16 protein-coding genes are annotated in these 15,927 nt (G+C 55.7%); 10 read left to right on the top strand and 6 right to left on the bottom strand.

The genetic code is table 11. The features are described from left to right. The 3 genes from B5D32_RS11060 to B5D32_RS11050 form a co-directional block, all read right to left on the bottom strand. Window positions 1-1,418: transposase (locus B5D32_RS11060; RefSeq protein WP_078785082.1), on the bottom strand; the 1,418-nt coding region annotated here is incomplete at its 3' end. Between the two features lie 297 nt (window positions 1,419-1,715). Then, a complete protein-coding gene (locus B5D32_RS11055) occupies window positions 1,716-3,035 on the bottom strand; it encodes a sensor histidine kinase (protein ID WP_078785081.1) in 1,320 nt (439 codons plus the stop codon). Beyond that, window positions 3,032-3,754 (bottom strand): LytR/AlgR family response regulator transcription factor, encoded by a 723-nt coding sequence (locus B5D32_RS11050; RefSeq protein ID WP_078785079.1) that lies wholly within the window; start codon window positions 3,752-3,754, stop codon window positions 3,032-3,034. The genes B5D32_RS11055 and B5D32_RS11050 overlap by 4 nt, the downstream gene beginning before the upstream one ends. A gap of 187 nt (window positions 3,755-3,941) precedes the next feature. On the opposite strand from B5D32_RS11050, the gene B5D32_RS11045 reads away from it, so the two are divergent. From B5D32_RS11045 to B5D32_RS11020, 6 genes are all read left to right on the top strand, one after another. After that, window positions 3,942-4,364: a response regulator transcription factor gene (locus tag B5D32_RS11045; protein ID WP_078785078.1), complete on the top strand. Its 423-nt coding sequence runs from the start codon at window positions 3,942-3,944 to the stop codon at window positions 4,362-4,364. Next, a complete protein-coding gene (locus B5D32_RS11040) occupies window positions 4,361-6,478 on the top strand; it encodes a hypothetical protein (RefSeq protein ID WP_078785076.1) in 2,118 nt (705 codons plus the stop codon). Before B5D32_RS11045 ends, B5D32_RS11040 begins: the two co-directional genes overlap by 4 nt. Before the next feature lie 316 nt (window positions 6,479-6,794). Next, window positions 6,795-8,132 (top strand): TrkH family potassium uptake protein, encoded by a 1,338-nt coding sequence (locus tag B5D32_RS11035; RefSeq protein WP_276327548.1) that lies wholly within the window; start codon window positions 6,795-6,797, stop codon window positions 8,130-8,132. 15 nt (window positions 8,133-8,147) lie between these two features. After that, the gene (locus B5D32_RS11030; protein WP_078785074.1) at window positions 8,148-8,795 is read left to right on the top strand and encodes a potassium channel family protein; all 648 of its coding nucleotides are present in this window, start codon (window positions 8,148-8,150) and stop codon (window positions 8,793-8,795) included. Window positions 8,796-9,004: 209 nt separating this feature from the next. Further along, window positions 9,005-10,108 (top strand): sensor histidine kinase, encoded by a 1,104-nt coding sequence (locus tag B5D32_RS11025; protein WP_242943447.1) that lies wholly within the window; start codon window positions 9,005-9,007, stop codon window positions 10,106-10,108. Next, window positions 10,101-10,793, top strand: coding sequence for a response regulator (locus B5D32_RS11020; protein WP_078785071.1), 693 nt, complete (start codon window positions 10,101-10,103; stop codon window positions 10,791-10,793). Before B5D32_RS11025 ends, B5D32_RS11020 begins: the two co-directional genes overlap by 8 nt. Window positions 10,794-11,035: 242 nt before the next feature. On the opposite strand, the gene B5D32_RS11015 is transcribed toward B5D32_RS11020, so the two are convergent. After that, window positions 11,036-11,701 carry an NAD(P)H-hydrate epimerase gene (locus B5D32_RS11015; RefSeq protein ID WP_078785070.1) on the bottom strand — a complete coding sequence of 222 codons (666 nt, stop codon included), beginning with the start codon at window positions 11,699-11,701 and terminating at the stop codon, window positions 11,036-11,038. Window positions 11,702-11,753: 52 nt separating this feature from the next. After that, on the bottom strand, window positions 11,754-12,290 hold the full coding sequence (locus B5D32_RS11010) for a methylated-DNA--[protein]-cysteine S-methyltransferase (protein ID WP_078785069.1): 537 nt from the start codon (window positions 12,288-12,290) through the stop codon (window positions 11,754-11,756). Window positions 12,291-12,644: 354 nt separating this feature from the next. Between B5D32_RS11010 and B5D32_RS11005 the strand changes: the two genes are divergently transcribed. The 3 genes from B5D32_RS11005 to B5D32_RS10995 are packed head-to-tail and all read left to right on the top strand — an operon-like array spanning window position 12,645 to window position 14,085. Beyond that, a complete protein-coding gene (locus B5D32_RS11005; RefSeq protein WP_078785068.1) occupies window positions 12,645-13,019 on the top strand; it encodes a NifB/NifX family molybdenum-iron cluster-binding protein in 375 nt (124 codons plus the stop codon). Between the two features lie 16 nt (window positions 13,020-13,035). Further along, entirely contained in the window at window positions 13,036-13,437 is a 402-nt protein-coding gene (locus B5D32_RS11000; RefSeq protein WP_078785067.1) for a C-GCAxxG-C-C family protein, read from the top strand. A 6-nt stretch (window positions 13,438-13,443) separates the two neighbouring features. Beyond that, window positions 13,444-14,085 carry a DNA-3-methyladenine glycosylase family protein gene (locus B5D32_RS10995; RefSeq protein WP_078785066.1) on the top strand — a complete coding sequence of 214 codons (642 nt, stop codon included), beginning with the start codon at window positions 13,444-13,446 and terminating at the stop codon, window positions 14,083-14,085. Between the two features lie 82 nt (window positions 14,086-14,167). Here B5D32_RS10995 and B5D32_RS10990 read toward each other — a convergent pair whose 3' ends face one another. After that, a complete protein-coding gene (locus B5D32_RS10990) occupies window positions 14,168-15,343 on the bottom strand; it encodes a pyridoxal phosphate-dependent aminotransferase (RefSeq protein WP_078785065.1) in 1,176 nt (391 codons plus the stop codon). Window positions 15,344-15,510: 167 nt separating this feature from the next. On the opposite strand from B5D32_RS10990, the gene B5D32_RS10985 reads away from it, so the two are divergent. Continuing rightward, complete coding sequence (locus B5D32_RS10985) at window positions 15,511-15,927, top strand: SseB family protein (RefSeq protein ID WP_242943446.1); 417 nt, start codon at window positions 15,511-15,513, stop codon at window positions 15,925-15,927.

The following is a 15,927-nucleotide window of genomic DNA, read 5'->3' as shown; positions in this document are numbered from 1 at the left end:
CGCTCTGTACCGTCCTTCGCATGGGAGGTATAGTGAGAACTGAGATCCAAATGTCTGCCGTTCTTGCAGATAAAGCAGTCATCCGGTTCGTAATAACCCATGTTTTCCATTCTGCCAACCTGTTCCTTTGAAGAACGCTTTTTCCCCGATTCATAGTTGGCGGGCTTAATAAATGCAGTCTGGCCATTTTCAAACAGCCAGCGGTAATTGGCAAGACTTTCATAGCCGGAATCCGCCACGACATTGCGATAGGATTTTCCGTGCTTATGCCATAAATAGGTCAAAAACGGAATCAGCGTGCCGAAGGCCGCTCTGTTGCTGAATACGCCAATGCCGGTTATGAAACCGCTATTGACAGCAAACTGAACATTATATCCGGGTTTTAGCTGGCCATTGCGCATATGGTCGTCTTTCATATGCATAAAAGTGGCATCTGTGTCTGTCTTGGAATAGCTGTTGCGATTCTCCCCGCAAATTGCCTTCTTTCTGTTATACTCCATCCAGCGGCGATACAAGAGAGCCAGTTCATCCCGCTCCCGAACGATTTCCGGCTTATGGTGCCCGCGGCCTTTTTTCACTTCAATGCCCTGTGCCTCGATTTCCGTATTGAGTTGTTCCAGTCTTTTCTCAACCTTAGTCGAGGTCAGATTTCCTTGCGAACATACCAGTTCTTTCAACCGTGCCTTGATTTTCTCAAGCTGTTTGCTTACCTGCTTTAGCCATACGAATGTATACCGATTTGCTTTGCTTTCGATTTTGGTTCCGTCCACAAACACCTCGGAGTACTCGGTATACCCTTTATTCTCCAGCTTCTTTACATATTGAAAGAACAAATCCTCAAACGCTTCCTGCAGGTTACGGTTGCCCCGAAATCTTGCTATAGTGCAGTGATCCAGTGTTTTCTGATCCTCCAGCAGCCAGCGGAATACCAGATTCTCCCTGCACAATTCCTCTATTTTACGGCTGGAATATACGCCCTTCATATAGGCGCACACCGGTACTTTAAATAACACACGCGGCTCTATCTGCGATTTTCGGATTCCCGAATAAGCTCTATACAACTTTGTATAATCCAGTCCCTCAAGCTGGATGCTTGCCTGATAGAGTGCGTTGTGTTTCGATATTCTTATTTCTGTCGGCATCCGAAATTTTAACTGTTGACTTTTTTCCAAAATTTCGATATGCTGTTTTTGCTTTTGAGTTTTTTTGTTCACAACTATTAACTTAAAGCAAAAGACCGAAGTTGTAAAGCCAAAAAAGGCTTTACAACTTCGGTCTTTCTTTTTGGGGGATGTGAAACAGCCCCTCAGACTGTCGAAAAACTCTTGTAGGGGCGAGCATTGCTCGCCCGTGCCCGTTTGCCTTGCAGGAAACTGTCCCGGAAAATGCGTTGCTGCGGTAAGTTGGCGGGCGACCAATGGTCGCCCCTACTAGCCCGTTAAAATTAAAACTTCGCCTTTTCCGGCAGGTTTGTAGGGGACGCATATATGCGTCCCGTGCGGTTTACCCGTTATACCGCATTATCGGGACGGCTGCGGCGGGCGGCATATATGCCGCCCCTACAAGCCAACCCATTATATTCATTATAGTATATGGTCGCGGGCGGGGCGTGCCCTGCCCCTACTAGTCCATTAAAACTAAAAGTAAAGCTTTAGAATTACCACGCTACTACATACGCAATAAGGCAGGAATGCAATTTTTGGACAGTCATTCTCTTATCCGCAGAGCATGACCTTGGCGGTGAAGGTGCCGTTCTGATGGGTAAAGGTACTGGTGCCGCCGGTTTTCTCCGCAATACGGGTGACGGACTGGATACCGATCCCGTTTTCCCTCCGCTTGGAGGAGCGGAAAACGCCGTTCTTTTCGTTGATCTCGCCGTCAAACGCATTTTCAACCTCGATCAGCAGAATCCGGTCGGCGTGAACACAAGCGGTCAATTCGATATGCCGCCTGCCCGGTGCGGTGCGAAGGCTTGCCTCCAGCGCATTTTCCAGCAGGTTGGAAAGCACGAGACACATATCGATCTCGTCAACCGGCAGTGTTTCCGGCAGGTCGAGTCTGGCGCGGAAGGGGATCTCATCGCGCTTTGCCATGGCGCAATAATAGCCGACAACACTGTCAGCCGCACGGTTTTCACAGAAGCACATATCAAGATTCGGGATGCGGGAGACGGTTTTTGCAAGGTAGCTTTTCAGGTTCTCCAGGTCACCTGCCTCGGCCAGCGCAGAAATTTGATTTAATTGGTGGCGCATATCGTGCCGTGCCTGCCGCGCTTCCTCGATGGCGGTCCTGAGGTTTTCATAGCGCTGCTGCTGCATCGAAAGAAACTGGTTTTCCTGCTGCAGCTTCGCATTGCGGTTGAGACTGGTTGCCATCAGCAGGAAAACTGCATTGAAGCAGAACATAAAGACCAGAAGCGCACTGCTCAGCACAATATAGCCCTGCAGTACGCGGCTTGTCTGGAGCGTTGACTGATAGCGCGGGATCATGAAAAGGTTCAAAAGAATGAACGCCAGCGGCAGGACCCAGAACACATACCAGGTCTGCGCAAAATTGTCGTCCTCGACCATCGCACGCACCGTATGTGTCGCAGGATAATACGCGGCCAGCACGATGACCCAGCAAACGGCATTATAGAACACACAGGCGCCCAGGCAGAGCCACGGTCCGTCCGGCGGCAGCTGCAGATTCCGGATGATCGCGGCGCTGACGGCACGGGACAGGCTGTTCACGCACGCGAACACCGCGCAGACGGACAGCGCAATCGTGCCGGATTTCCAGAGGGAGATGGTAAGCGTTCTGGTATACAGGCAGACCGCAGCCAGCGCGACCCCCGCAAGGGCAAAGACCGTGGAAGCATGAAGCCGATAGCAGGCAAGCCCGCTGCCGATGCACAGGCACGCCATCAAGGGAAAAAGCCAGGCGGCCAGCCTTCCGGGGGACTGCTTCAGATAGGTTTTTACAGGGAAATATCCAAGCAAAAGGCCGGGGAGTACGACGAGAAGCTCCAAAATCGGACGCAGAATATCCTTCATTTCATACGCTCCCTTTGCAGCAGAAATTCCATAAACGCCTGCCGGGCAGGCTTTAAAAGCTCCTGACTGACATAGACGCTGCTGCCGTCTGTCATGCAGAAGGCACCGTCCCGAAAATCTGCGGCGTGCTCTAAATTGACGATCATGCCTCTGCCGCAGACGAAAAAGCGGGGATCTTTTTTCAGAGGCTCGGTGAACACCTTAAAGCTCTGGCGGGTGACCAGCGTTTTCAGGGCAGTCGTGCGGATGTTGATCAGATGTGCAAAATGCTCTGCCGAGATAATGTCCCGGTAGCAAAGACGGACATCGCTGCCGCTGACCTTCACCGTCAGGACCGGCTCGGGGCGGGGGAGTCTTGCAAGCATCTCGGCAAGCAGGGCGGAAAGCTCCTCCTCGGAAAAGGGCTTCACGAGATAGTGGAGCGCACGGACCTGAAAGCCCTCCAGCGCGTGGTCGGTTGAGGTCGTGGTAAAAACCAGAAGGCAGTCTGCATCCGTTTTGCGCAGCTCCTTTGCAGCGTCCATGCCGCTCATCCCGTGCATGTAAATATCCAGAAACGCGGCGGTAAAGCGCTGCTCTTTTTCTGCGGCGAGAAAGCTCTCGCCGCTTTCAAATTCCAATAGCTCCGCCTCGGCGCCGCACAGGCGCAGCTGCCGCGCAAGGCGCGTTTTCAGCTGCGCGCGCTCGGTCTCAAGATCATCCACAATTGCTATTCTCATGCCGGACTGGCTCCTTCGGAAAAGATTCTATGTTAATTATACCACAACTGTCCGACTCCGGCACGGCGGAAAAACCCGATTTCGTGCCGGAATTGGGGCTTTCGTGCCAAAAGGCTTGAAAAGCCTGCACCGTTCCGTATACTGAAAGCAGAAACAGTCGACGACGGCAGAAAGGAGGCGGAGCGCTATGTACCACATTGCCGTGCTGACAAAGAGCGAAACGCAAGAGACCTTTTACAGAGAACAACTTTCACGGTTCTGCGCAGAGCGCGGTCTGTTTCCCAGGGTGGACTGCTACCGCGGGCAGGAGGTATTCTTTGAGGTCGCGCGCAAAAATGCGCCGACCAACGCTGTAATTTCCCTTCCGGGCGTGGATGGGCTGAATGCAGTGGAGCACCTGCGGGCGCTTTTCCCGGAAACGCGCATCATCTGGTGCAGCGAGCTGGATTTTTCCCTGCATGCGTTCCGGCTGCGCGTAGACTACTTTCTGCTGGAGCCGATAACGGAAGAAGCATTCCGGCAGGGGCTTTATGTATGGGTAGAGGAAAAACAACCGTCTGCTTCGCCCCGAGCGGATCACAACCAACACAGCAAGGAGGATCACCGATGAAAAAGAGAAACCCGATTTATACTGCAGGCAGCTTCCTGCTGGCAGGAGCATTGACCCTGTCGATGGCAGCCTGCAGCGGAGCACAGGCACCGGCGGAGGCCACGCAGACGCCTTCCGCCACAGCAACACCGGCTGCCACAGCCGCACCTGTCGAGGAAACGACCCCTTCCGCGCCGGTATCCGGCGCACTCCCCGTGAAGGCCTTGCAGCCCAAGCAGGTCGACGAAAACCCCTACATGGCAAAGAGTGATGCGAACATCCATCACGACGGCTATAACACCGATTCAACCGACGAGATCCTGCCGCTCGGCATCTATCCGGAGATCCATGTCTCCTATGAGACGACAAACGCGAATGCGTCTCCTGCCATTTACTTTGACAGCTACGGCCATGCAGTCGTTCCGCTGCTCGGCGGCATCGCCATCCGCGATCTGAATGCGGAGGAGACAAAGACGCTCGGTTATTTTTCCCCGAAGCAGCATGACGGCGGCAGCTACCTGATCCAAAGCTCCTACACCTTCCTGGACGCTGAAAACCGCATCGTCTGCCCGACCAGCAACAACCATGTACTGATGCTCCGCGCAACGGACGAGGAGGGCAATGTCCTTCCCGAGTTTGAAAAGGTGCTTGACATCGACATCAAGGCGGCGGCAGAGGCCGCGCTCGGCAAGGAGCTGACGCAGAATCTTCTTTCCGTGGTATTTGACTACGACGGGAACCTCTGGTTCGCCACCGGCGGCTTCCGCATCTATCCCGAGCGCCAGCAGCAGGGCGTTCTCGGCTATATCGCCCACTCGGCAATCGAAGCGATCCTCAACGGTGAGCAGACAGACCTGTCGAAGGCGGTTTTCGTCTACGAGCTGGCGCCCGGCGAGGGCGCGGAGAACGGCATTGCCGCCTCCAAGGACGGCGCGGTCATTCTGACCAATAAGAATTGCTATCTGCTGCGCGCCAACAACGGTGTCGAGGCTGTCTGGTGTACGCCGTATGAGAGCGTCGGCGCGAAGGTCAGCGGTGAAGGCGACAAGACCACCGGCGGCGGTCTTGCGTGGGGCGGCGGCTGCTCGCCGACGCTGACGCCGAACCTTGTGATGTTCACCGACAATGCAGACCCCGTGAATCTTCTTGCGCTCGACATGAAAACCGGTGAGGTCGTGGCAAAAACGCCGGTGCTCGATGATCTGCCCGATGGCTATCAGGTGGCAATCGAGAACTCTGCAATCGTCTACGATGACGGCGCGGGCACGGTCAGCACGATTGTCTGCAACTGGTTCGGCGCGGGCAACGCAGGCCTTGCCGACCCCAACAACGATTCTTCGATCCAGAGCTACGCCAACATTTATGACCAGAACTGGCTGATGAAGGGCAATGCCATGATCGCCCCCGGCGTCGAGCGCGTGGACACCGTGAAAACCGACAGCGGCTACGAGATGAAGAGCATCTGGACCCGAAACGATCTGAGCGACACCGCGATCATGAAGCTCTCCACCGCAACGGGCTATATCTACGGCTATGTGCAGGATCTGACCACGGGTATGTGGCAGTACATCATTCTCGACTTTGAAACCGGCGAGACTGTCTTTACGATGGATGTATCCAACAAGTACGGCTACAATAATATGGCCATCGGCATGTACACCGGCAACAGCGGAAATGCACTCTACTGCCCAACCGGCTATCTGGAGCTGCTCCGCCTGCAGGACCGCTTTGTCTACCTGCCCGAGCTTCCGTACCGCGAAGTCGATCTCGATCAGGCGGCAAGAAATGTGCTTGCGCAGGATCAGTTTGCACAGGACGGCGGCGAAGGTACGGTTGCAAGCTGGCGCAATACCGCAACCATCCGCAATGTGCACCCCAATACCACGGTTGCCTTCCGCATGAACAACCTGTCCGGCAGCACCTCCGATTTGACGCTCTACGCCTATGGTGCAGACGGCAAGCTTGTAAAGGTTGCCCCCGAGCTGTGGTCGATCACCGACGAGACCGGCGCGGCTGCGACGGAGCTGACGGACGGCGCGCTCTATGAGCTGCGCGTGACCGTCGCCGACGGCGGCGATTTCGACCTGAGCGAGACGGAAAAGGAAATCAAGCTGTCCGTTGTGCTTGGAAAATAAGTGGGTTTTGAGAGGCTGCTGCACATTCCTCCCAAAAAGACCCCAAAAAGACCGAAGTAAAAGCCATAAAATGCTTGGAGGTTCACACCGTCAAGCAGACAGAAAAACAGTATTCGTTATCGTTCGCCGTTTCCACAAGGAAACGGCGAATTTTTCGTGCAAAGAAGAAACAGCCAATGCACGATCCTCTCCGAAGCATCGGATGCAATGCAATCTTAACGCAATCTTAATATTCCGGCAGAAAAGCTTAACACCATCTTTAAACGGGCGGCGCTATACTGTATTGTACGAAAATTCTGCTGGAGTGTGATTTCTCTTGCCATTTCATCGGCGTTTAGCCTGTAAGCTCAATTACTTTCAGTCCATAATTCTGATGTTTGCAGCGGTTATCCTTATCGGGGCGGCACTTCTGATGCTGCCGATTTCTGCGCAGGAGCGCACCGTCACCCCTTTCCATGAGGCATTATTCACAGCAACCTCCGCCGTCTGTGTCACAGGGCTGGTTGTGCGGGATACGGCTTCTCACTGGTCAGCGTTCGGTCAGGCCGTGTTGATGGTGCTGATCCAAATCGGCGGCTTGGGTGTGATCACAGTCGGCGCGTCTTTCTCGCTTTTATCAGGTCGGCGCATTTCCCTGTCCCAGCGCGGGCGGATGCAGGAGGCCATGTCTGCTCCAAAAGTCGGCGGCATTGTACGGCTGACAGGCTTTGTGATCCGTACCTCTTTGATGATAGAAGGAATCGGCGCGCTTTGTATGCTCCCGGTTTTCTGCCGGGATTTCGGCGTTTCCGGGATATGGAAAGCCGTTTTTCATTCCGTCTCCGCTTTCTGCAATGCGGGCTTTGATTTGATGGGTACCCCCGACATGCCTTTTGTCTCGCTGACCGCATATCGCGCAGACCCGGTTATCAACCTGACGATTTCCGCCCTGATCGTTGTGGGCGGCGTCGGCTTTCTGACATGGGATGACGTGCGGACCAATCGGCTTTGCTTTCATCGCTATCGGCTGCAGAGCAAAGTGATTCTGGCGGCAACAGCGCTCTTAATTTTGCTGCCAACGCTATACTTTTTCTGCTTTGAATTCAAAGGCAGCACACTGCGGGAGCGGCTGCTGCTCTCGCTGTTCCAGTCCGTAACGCCCCGAACAGCGGGATTCAATACGGCAGACTATACGTCACTGTCCAGCAGCGGGCGCGGCCTTACCATTCTGCTGATGTTCATCGGCGGTTCACCGGGTTCTACGGCGGGCGGCATCAAGACAACAACGGCGGCAGTGCTTGTCGCCAATGCGTTTGCTGTATTCCACAGGCAGAAAAGCCCCGAAATGTTCGGGCGGCGGATGGAAGAAAAAGCGGTCCATGATGCCGCAGCTATTTTTACACTGTATCTCGTCCTTTCGCTGACGGGAGCGTTTGTCATCAGCACGGTGGAGACGCTGCCGCTGTCCGAATGTCTGTTTGAAACGACCTCGGCCATTGCTACCGTAGGGCTGTCTCTGGGGTTGACACCGCATCTTGGAATCGTCTCACAGGGGATTTTAATTTTCTTGATGTTCATTGGGCGCGTCGGCGGACTGACTATGATTTATGCAGCGCTCTCCGGCAGCAAAAGCAGCGTTGCACGGCTGCCGCAGGAACGCATCACCGTAGGATAAAGAAAGGTACATACCATGAAATCTATTTTACTGATCGGGTTGGGTCGATTTGGCCGCCACATCGCAGAGGAGCTGAACAAGCTCGGCCATGAGGTCATGGCGGTGGACGAAAACGAGGACCGTGTCAACGCCGTTCTGAGCATTGTGACCAACGCCCAAATCGGCGACAGCACCAACGCGGAATTCTTGGAGGCGTTGGGCGTCCGCAATTTTGATGTCTGTATTGTGGCGATCAGCGGAAATTTTCAGAGCTCGCTCGAAACCACTTCTCTGCTGAAAGAGCTGGGCGCAAAAATGGTCGTCTCCCGTGCGGAACGGGATGTGCAGGCTAAATTTCTGCTGCGCAACGGTGCGGATGAGGTGCTTTACCCGGAAAAGCAGCTGGCCAAGTGGGCGGCCATCCGCTACGGGTCCGACCATGTGCTGGATTATATCGAGCTGGACCACGACCACGCCATTCTGGAAGTAGCTGTGCCGTCCGCGTGGATCGGAAAGACCGTTGGCGACATCAATATCCGCAAGAAATACAGCATCAACATTCTGGGCATCAAGCGCAACGGGATTGCCGATGTCAACATTGACTCGGACACGGTTCTGCCCGGTGACGGCACATTGCTGGTGCTGGGCGAGGGCAAGGCCCTGAGCCGGTGCTTTCATATCTGATCGTTTGCAAGGGAAGTGGTTCATTTGAGAACGGCACTGCTGATTTTGCTGTTTCTGGCCGCAGGACTTTTTCTTGTTTTTATCGGTGTCCAATGTGATGCGTTCTGGCGCAGCGTTCGCCGCGCACAATTTGAGCGGCGTGAAGGCTTCCGGCGCTGGTAATGCCGCCCGAAATATGGTATGATACCCTTCAGAAGGGAGGATTTGCTGTGAATATTAAAAAGCCATCTCCTGATACAATGAAAGAACAGGCCGTCCGACAGGCAAAGGATCTTTTGATCACGGTGCTGATTCTGACCGCTGCAACCGGCATCGGCAATATTTTCTGGTATTTCTCTTTTACCAAAAATATCATATCGGTGTATATTCTGGGGACATTGCTGACCTCGCTTTTTACCAAAAGCTATTTCTACGGCTTTTTAAGCTCGTTTTCCAGCGTGCTTCTTTTCAATTTTTGCTTTACAGAGCCCCGCCTGACGCTGCACGCATACGAGCGCGGCTACCCTGTCACCTTTGCCATTATGCTGATCGTTTCCATCATTACGGTCACATTGGCGATTCAGAATATCCGCAATGCCGAGGAAAAAGAGCGCGCTGCCGTCCGCGCCAAGAATGAACAACTGCGCGCCGATTTGCTGCGCACGATTTCCCACGACCTGCGTACCCCGCTGACATCCATTTCCGGCAATGCCTCCAACCTCATCAGCAACTATGAGAAGATGGACGACCCCACCCGCAAGCAAACGTTTCTGGACATCTACGACGACTCTATGTGGCTCATCAATCTGGTGGAGAACATTCTTTCCATCTCCCGCATTGAGGATGGGCGGATGAATCTGTCCATCTCTACAGAGTTAGTAAGTGAAGTGTTTGAAGAAGCCCTGCGCCATACCAACCGGCACAGCGGGCAGCACACGATTACTGTACAGATGGACGATGATCTGCTGCTGGCGCACATGGATGCCAAGCTGGTTGTGCAGGTCCTGATCAATCTGGTGGATAATGCCATCAAATACACGCCTGCCGGGTCGCACATTGTCCTTTCCGCTGCGGCGCAGGGGGAAAGCGCCGTAATTCGGGTAAGCGATGACGGCCCCGGTATTCCCGACGAAGCAAAAGAAAAGGTCTTTGAAATGTTCTCCACCGGGGAAAAACGCATTTCGGACAGCCGCCGCAGCCTTGGGCTGGGACTGGCCTTATGCCGCACGATCATCGCAGCCCACGGCGGCACCATTACACTGTCCGACAATAAGCCGCACGGCTGCATCTTTACTTTTACACTGCCCCTTGGGGAGGTTTCTTTGCATGAATAAACCCTTGATTCTGGTTGTGGAGGACGATGCGCCTATCCGCAACCTGATTACCACGACACTGAAAACGCAGGATTACAAGTACATTGCGGCGGCTACTGCGTCCGAAGCACTCCAACAGGCAACGATCCATGCACCGGATGTGATGCTGTTGGATCTTGGTCTGCCTGATCTGGACGGTATCGAGGTGATTCGCCGTATTCGCAGTTGGTCTGCGATGCCCATCATCGTTATCAGTGCCCGCAGCGAGGACAGCGATAAAATCGAAGCCTTGGACAGCGGCGCCGACGACTACCTGACGAAACCGTTCTCGGTAGAGGAGCTGCTGGCGCGGCTGCGGGTAACGTTCCGCCGCATCTCGATGCTGCAAAACGCCGCCGGTTGTTCGGTTTTTACCAACGGTGATCTGCAAATTGATTTTGCGGCTGGCTGTGCCACCTTGAAAGGGCAGGAACTGCACCTGACGCCCATCGAGTACAAGCTACTCTGCGTCATGGCCAAGAATTGCGGCAAAGTGCTGACCCATACTTATATCACCCACGAAGTCTGGGGCAGTTCCTGGGACAATGACGTGGCCTCGCTGCGTGTTTTTATGGCTACGCTGCGCAAAAAGCTGGAATCCGAGCCGGATTCGCCGCAGTATATCCAGACGCATATCGGCATTGGATACAGGATGCTGAAGGTGTAAAGAGATTTAGCCGAAAGAGGTATAATAAAAACTCGCAAAATTGCGGAAAAGTATGGAGCCTCCCCCTATCCTTCGCTAAACTTTGATTTAGCGAAGTTGTGTATGGAGGGCTTTTACCCTATCGATTTTGGAATCGCAGCGGTTGCTATAGTCCCCCCTAGTGAGCAAGACAAAAGCACTTTCCCTTATTTGCAATGCAAATATAAGGGAAAGTGCTTTTTGGTAAGGGCAAAATTCCGCGTTTAAAGCTGTGCAAGACCTGCCGGGTGCCATTCGTCCCGGATGCCGATGTCGGCACAGACGATCTCACCGCAGAAGGGTGCGGAGCTTGGAGCTGTGTGCAGAGGCTTGCAGCTGTCAAACGTCACGGTCAGGTCTGCGCGGACGGCTCCCTCGGCGGCCTCACCCGTATCGGTGTTGATGCCGCTGGGCAGATCGACGGCCAGCACGAATGCGCCGCTTTCCCGCTGACGATTCATCAGCGTACAGGCAGCCAGCCCGGCCGGGCGAAGGCTGCCGTGAAACCCGGTGCCATACAAAGCATCCACGACGGCGTCAAAGGGCTGTGCTGCCAGCGCTGCCGCATCGCGGCATTTGGTGACCGGCAGGTCTGCCAGGCGTGCATAGTTCGTCATGGCATCGGGCGTTTTAGGGTCGCCCTCGGCCAGCAGGACGACCACGCGCCAGCCATCTTTGGCGGCGGCGCGGGCCATCACAAGGCCGTCTCCGCCGTTGTTGCCCTTGCCGCAGACGATGAGCAATGCCCCACCCTGCGGAAGGCGCGCCCGCAGCTGGGTGTAGGCGGCCAGCCCGGCGTTTTCCATCATTTGCAGATAGGGCAGGCCGTGGGCGTTGCCTGCACGCTCGATCTCCTTCATCTGCGCAGCGGTCACAATGCGGTGCTTCATAATTTGTGCCTTCCTTTATCACGGTATAACATTTTGTAATCAACTGTACAAATTATAGCAGTGCCGTGCCCGTTTTGGGCACAAAAAAGCGGGTCATGTCGGTCTGCTCCAGCGCCAGCAGCTTTACCTTTCTGTCAATGCCTCCGGCATATCCGGTCAGGCTGCCGCCGGTGCCGACCACGCGATGGCACGGAATGATAATAGAAATTTTGTTATGCCCGACAGCGCCGCCCACGGCCTGCGCAGACATCCGGGGCCTTCCCTGCTTTTCCGCAAGCTGCCGCGCGAGTTCACCGTAGGTCACGGTCTGCCCGTAGGGAATTTGCAGCAGCAGCGCCCACACCGCCTGCTGAAACGCCGAGCCAGCCGGGTGCAGCGGCGGCAGAAAGCTCGGCTCCCGCCCCGCAAAGTAAAGGTCCAGCCAGCGCCGGGCCTCGGAAAGGACCGGCGTTTCCCGTTCGGTATGCTCGGCGGGCAGTCCGTCGGCAAAATATTTCGCGCCGTCGAACCACAGCCCGGTCAGCCCGACCTCGTCCGCCGCCAGCAGGATACGGCCCAACGGGGCGTCATAATGTTGAATATATGTCATCGTATATGCACCTCACCGGCTGAAAAACAGGCCGTAACGGCCCGCAGCCTTTTTATCATTATACCGCATTCCGCTGCAAAGCTCTATCCGTATTTTGCAAAATATCCAAGGTGGTTGCCTTTCAGACCGTCTAAAAATTGCACTCTCGCCTTATTGCGTGTGTAGGGGCGACCAATGGTCGCCCGCCAGCCTACCGCCGCAGCGCATTTTTCGGGATAGTTTTCTGGCAAAGCAAACGGACGCGGGCGAGCAATGCTCGCCCCTACAAAAGTTTTTCGACAGTCTGCAAGACTGTTGCCTTTTTCCCGCCAATCCCCTATAATCATGGGTAATGACAAATAAAGGAGCACTACCATGAAAATTGCAATACCCTATCAAAACGGCCAGGTTTTCCCACACTTCGGCCATGCACCGCAGTTTAAATTCTACACCATCGAGAGCGGCATGATTTTACACACCGAGGTCGTCGAGACCGCGGGCAGCGGCCACAGCGCTGTGACGGCCTTTCTGATGCGCGGCGGCGTTGACACGCTGATCTGCGGCAGCATCGGCGCGGGCGCACAGACTGCCGTAGCCGGGGCCAACATCAGGCTGTACGCCGGTGTCAGCGGCGACGCTGACAAGGCCGTGCTGGCGCTGCTGGCCGGAAAGCTCGTCCATGACCCCACTGCTGTTCACTGCGGCCACCACGACGGCGAGCACCACTGCGGCGGGCATCACTGCCACTGACAAGGAGGCTTGCACCATGACCCTTACCGAACGTGCAGCCGCAGCTGCAGAATTAAAAACCACCGGGCAGTGCAACTGCACCCAGTCTGTTGTAAAGGTATTTGAGGACAAGCTGCCCGTGGAGGGCGACACCCTGCGGATGCTGGCAGCAGGCTACGCTGCCGGTATGGGCTGCCTGGAGAGCACCTGCGGCGCACTGATCGGCGCTGTGATGGTGGCCGGCATCCTGACGGAGGGCCGCGGCACGCCCGCTGTGGCACGCGCACTGGTCCGGAGCTTTGAACAGCGGTGCGGCGCGACTATCTGCAAGGAGCTGAAGGGCGTTGCCACCGGCGTGCCGCTCTGCCCCTGCCCCGAATGCGTGCGCAATGCCGTGCTGGCGCTGGGCGACGTACTGCCCGACGCCGTAAAGGAGTGAGCGCCGATGTTTTTTGCCTACGGGGAAGCCGAGCTTGCCTACCTGCGTGCCAGGGATAAGCGGCTGTGTGAGGTCATCGACAAAATCGGGCATGTGGACCGCGTCGTCGATACCGATTTGTTTTCGGCGGTGGTACACCACATCATCGGCCAGCAGATCTCGACGAAGGCGCAGGCCACGATCTGGCAGCGGATGCAGGACGCACTGGGCACCGTGAACGCCGAGACGATCCTGGCTGCCGGTGTTCCCAAATTGCAGGCGCTGGGCATGACCTTTCGCAAGGCGGAATACATCACCGATTTTGCCGAGCGCGTCCACAGCGGTGCGTTCGATCCGGAGGGCATCCGGCAGAAAAGCGACGAGGACGCCATCCGCGAATTGAGCGCCCTGAAGGGCATCGGTGTTTGGACGGCGGAGATGATTTTGCTGTTCTGTATGCAGCGGCCCAACATTTTCAGCTACGACGACCTTGCCATCCAGCGCGGTCTGCGGATGGTCTACCACCACCGCAAAATTGACCGCAAGCTGTTTGAAAAGTACCGCCGCAGGTTCAGCCCCTATTGCAGCGTGGCCAGCCTGTACCTGTGGGCCGTGGCAGGCGGAGCGATTCCGGAAATGCGTGATTATAAACCGAAAACCGCACGATAAAAAAGGCAGCCGACCCGCTGTAGCTCTGTCAGCGGGTCGGCTGCTCTTTTACATTTTAAATTTGCCACGGAGTTATAAAGCCTTACCGCGCTGCTCTTGCCGGAATTTTGCCGCGCAGCGTCTCAAGGCGGTTCAGCGCGTCGTTCAGCGTCTCGTCCTTCTTGGCAAAGTGGAAGCGGATCAGGTGGTTGACAGGCTCCCGGAAGAAGCTCGAGCCCGGCACCGCGCCGACACCGACCTTAGCGGCCAACTCCTCGCAGAACTTCAAATCGCTGTCATAGCCGAATTCGGAAATGTCCATCATCACATAATACGCACCCTGCGGTACGTTGTGGACAAGGCCCAGAGCGTCCAGGCCCTTGCAGAACAAATCGCGCTTGTGCGTGTATTTTGCCAGCAGGTCATCGTAATAGTCCTGGCCGAATCGCAGTCCCGGGATGATGGCCTCCTGCAGGGGAGCCGCCGCGCCGACGGTCAGAAAGTCGTGTACCTTCTTGGCGCGCTCAATGATGGGCGCGGGCGCAATGACGTAGCCCAGCCGCCAGCCCGTGACCGAGTAGGTCTTGGACAGCGACGAGCAGGAGATCGTCCGCTCCCACATATCGGGCAGCGCAGCAAAATAGGTGTGGGTGTGCGGCGCGTAGACGATGTGCTCATACACCTCGTCGGTGATAACATAGACATCATACTTTTTGGCAAGGCCCGCAATCAGCTCCAGCTCGTCCCGGGTGAACACCTTGCCGCAGGGGTTCGAGGGGTTGCACAGGATCAGCGCCTTCGGGTGTTGGCGGAAGGCATTCTCCAACACCTCGGGGTCAAAGGTAAATTCCGGCGGCGTCAGCGGCACATAAATTGGCTCCGCCCCGGTCAGGATCGTGTCCGCGCCGTAGTTCTCGTAAAACGGCGAGAAGATAACGACCTTGTCCCCCGGGTTCGTCACGGTCATCATGGCGGTCATCATCGCCTCGGTGCTGCCGCAGGTCACAACGATCTCACTGTTGGGGTCAATTGTCCGGCCCATATAGCGGGTCTGCTTGGCGGCCAGCGCCTCGCGGAAGTTCTGCGCGCCCCAGGTGATGGAGTACTGGTGGTAGTCCTCGTGCGCGACCTCGGCCAGACGGTCCAGAATTGCTTTGGGCGGGTCAAAATCCGGGAAGCCCTGGGAAAGGTTCACCGCGCCGTATTGGTTGGAGATACGGGTCATGCGGCGGATGACGGAATCGGTAAAGCCTGCGGTACGGTCAGAAAGCGGCTGCATTGGTAGATCACCCCTGTTGTTTATTCCTATCTGTTTGCTTGGTTACTTTGCATTGTACCGCGGCAGCGCGGGTTCGTCAATGCCGTTCCGCGGAAATTTTGCATTTTGGAAAATCGCTGGTATAATAAAGGAAACAGACAAATCGTAAATCGGAAAGGATGTTCCCGATGCCGCAAGATAAATCCTTACAGATGAATCAAACCATCGAAACTGCCATTTTGCAGCTGCAGCAGTCCCCTACCCCGGAGCAGCTGGCCCACACACTGACCGTCGTCCGCCGCTGTATGCAGGCAGGCGGGCAGTGGATCGTGGCCGTCGAGCCTGTCCCCGGTGGCGGGCAGGTGCAGCCCCGGGTCGTGACGACGGCGGACGGCGCAAGCTGGTGGTACGCCTTTACCTCGTTTGAGGAGCAGATGAAAAGCCCTGACACGGTGAAATCGACCTTCCTTGCAGACATTGACAAGCTGTTTGCCGCAGCGCTCTCGACACCGGAAATTGCGGGCATTATTGTAAATCCGTGGCACTGCACCCTGCAGCTGGATAAGGAGCTGATCCGCATCATCCAGCCGGGCCGTGCCGGCTGA

Source organism: Gemmiger formicilis, from assembly GCF_900167555.1.
GTDB lineage: Bacteria > Bacillota > Clostridia > Oscillospirales > Ruminococcaceae > Gemmiger > Gemmiger formicilis.
This window is presented reverse-complemented; position numbering and strand designations above follow the sequence as displayed.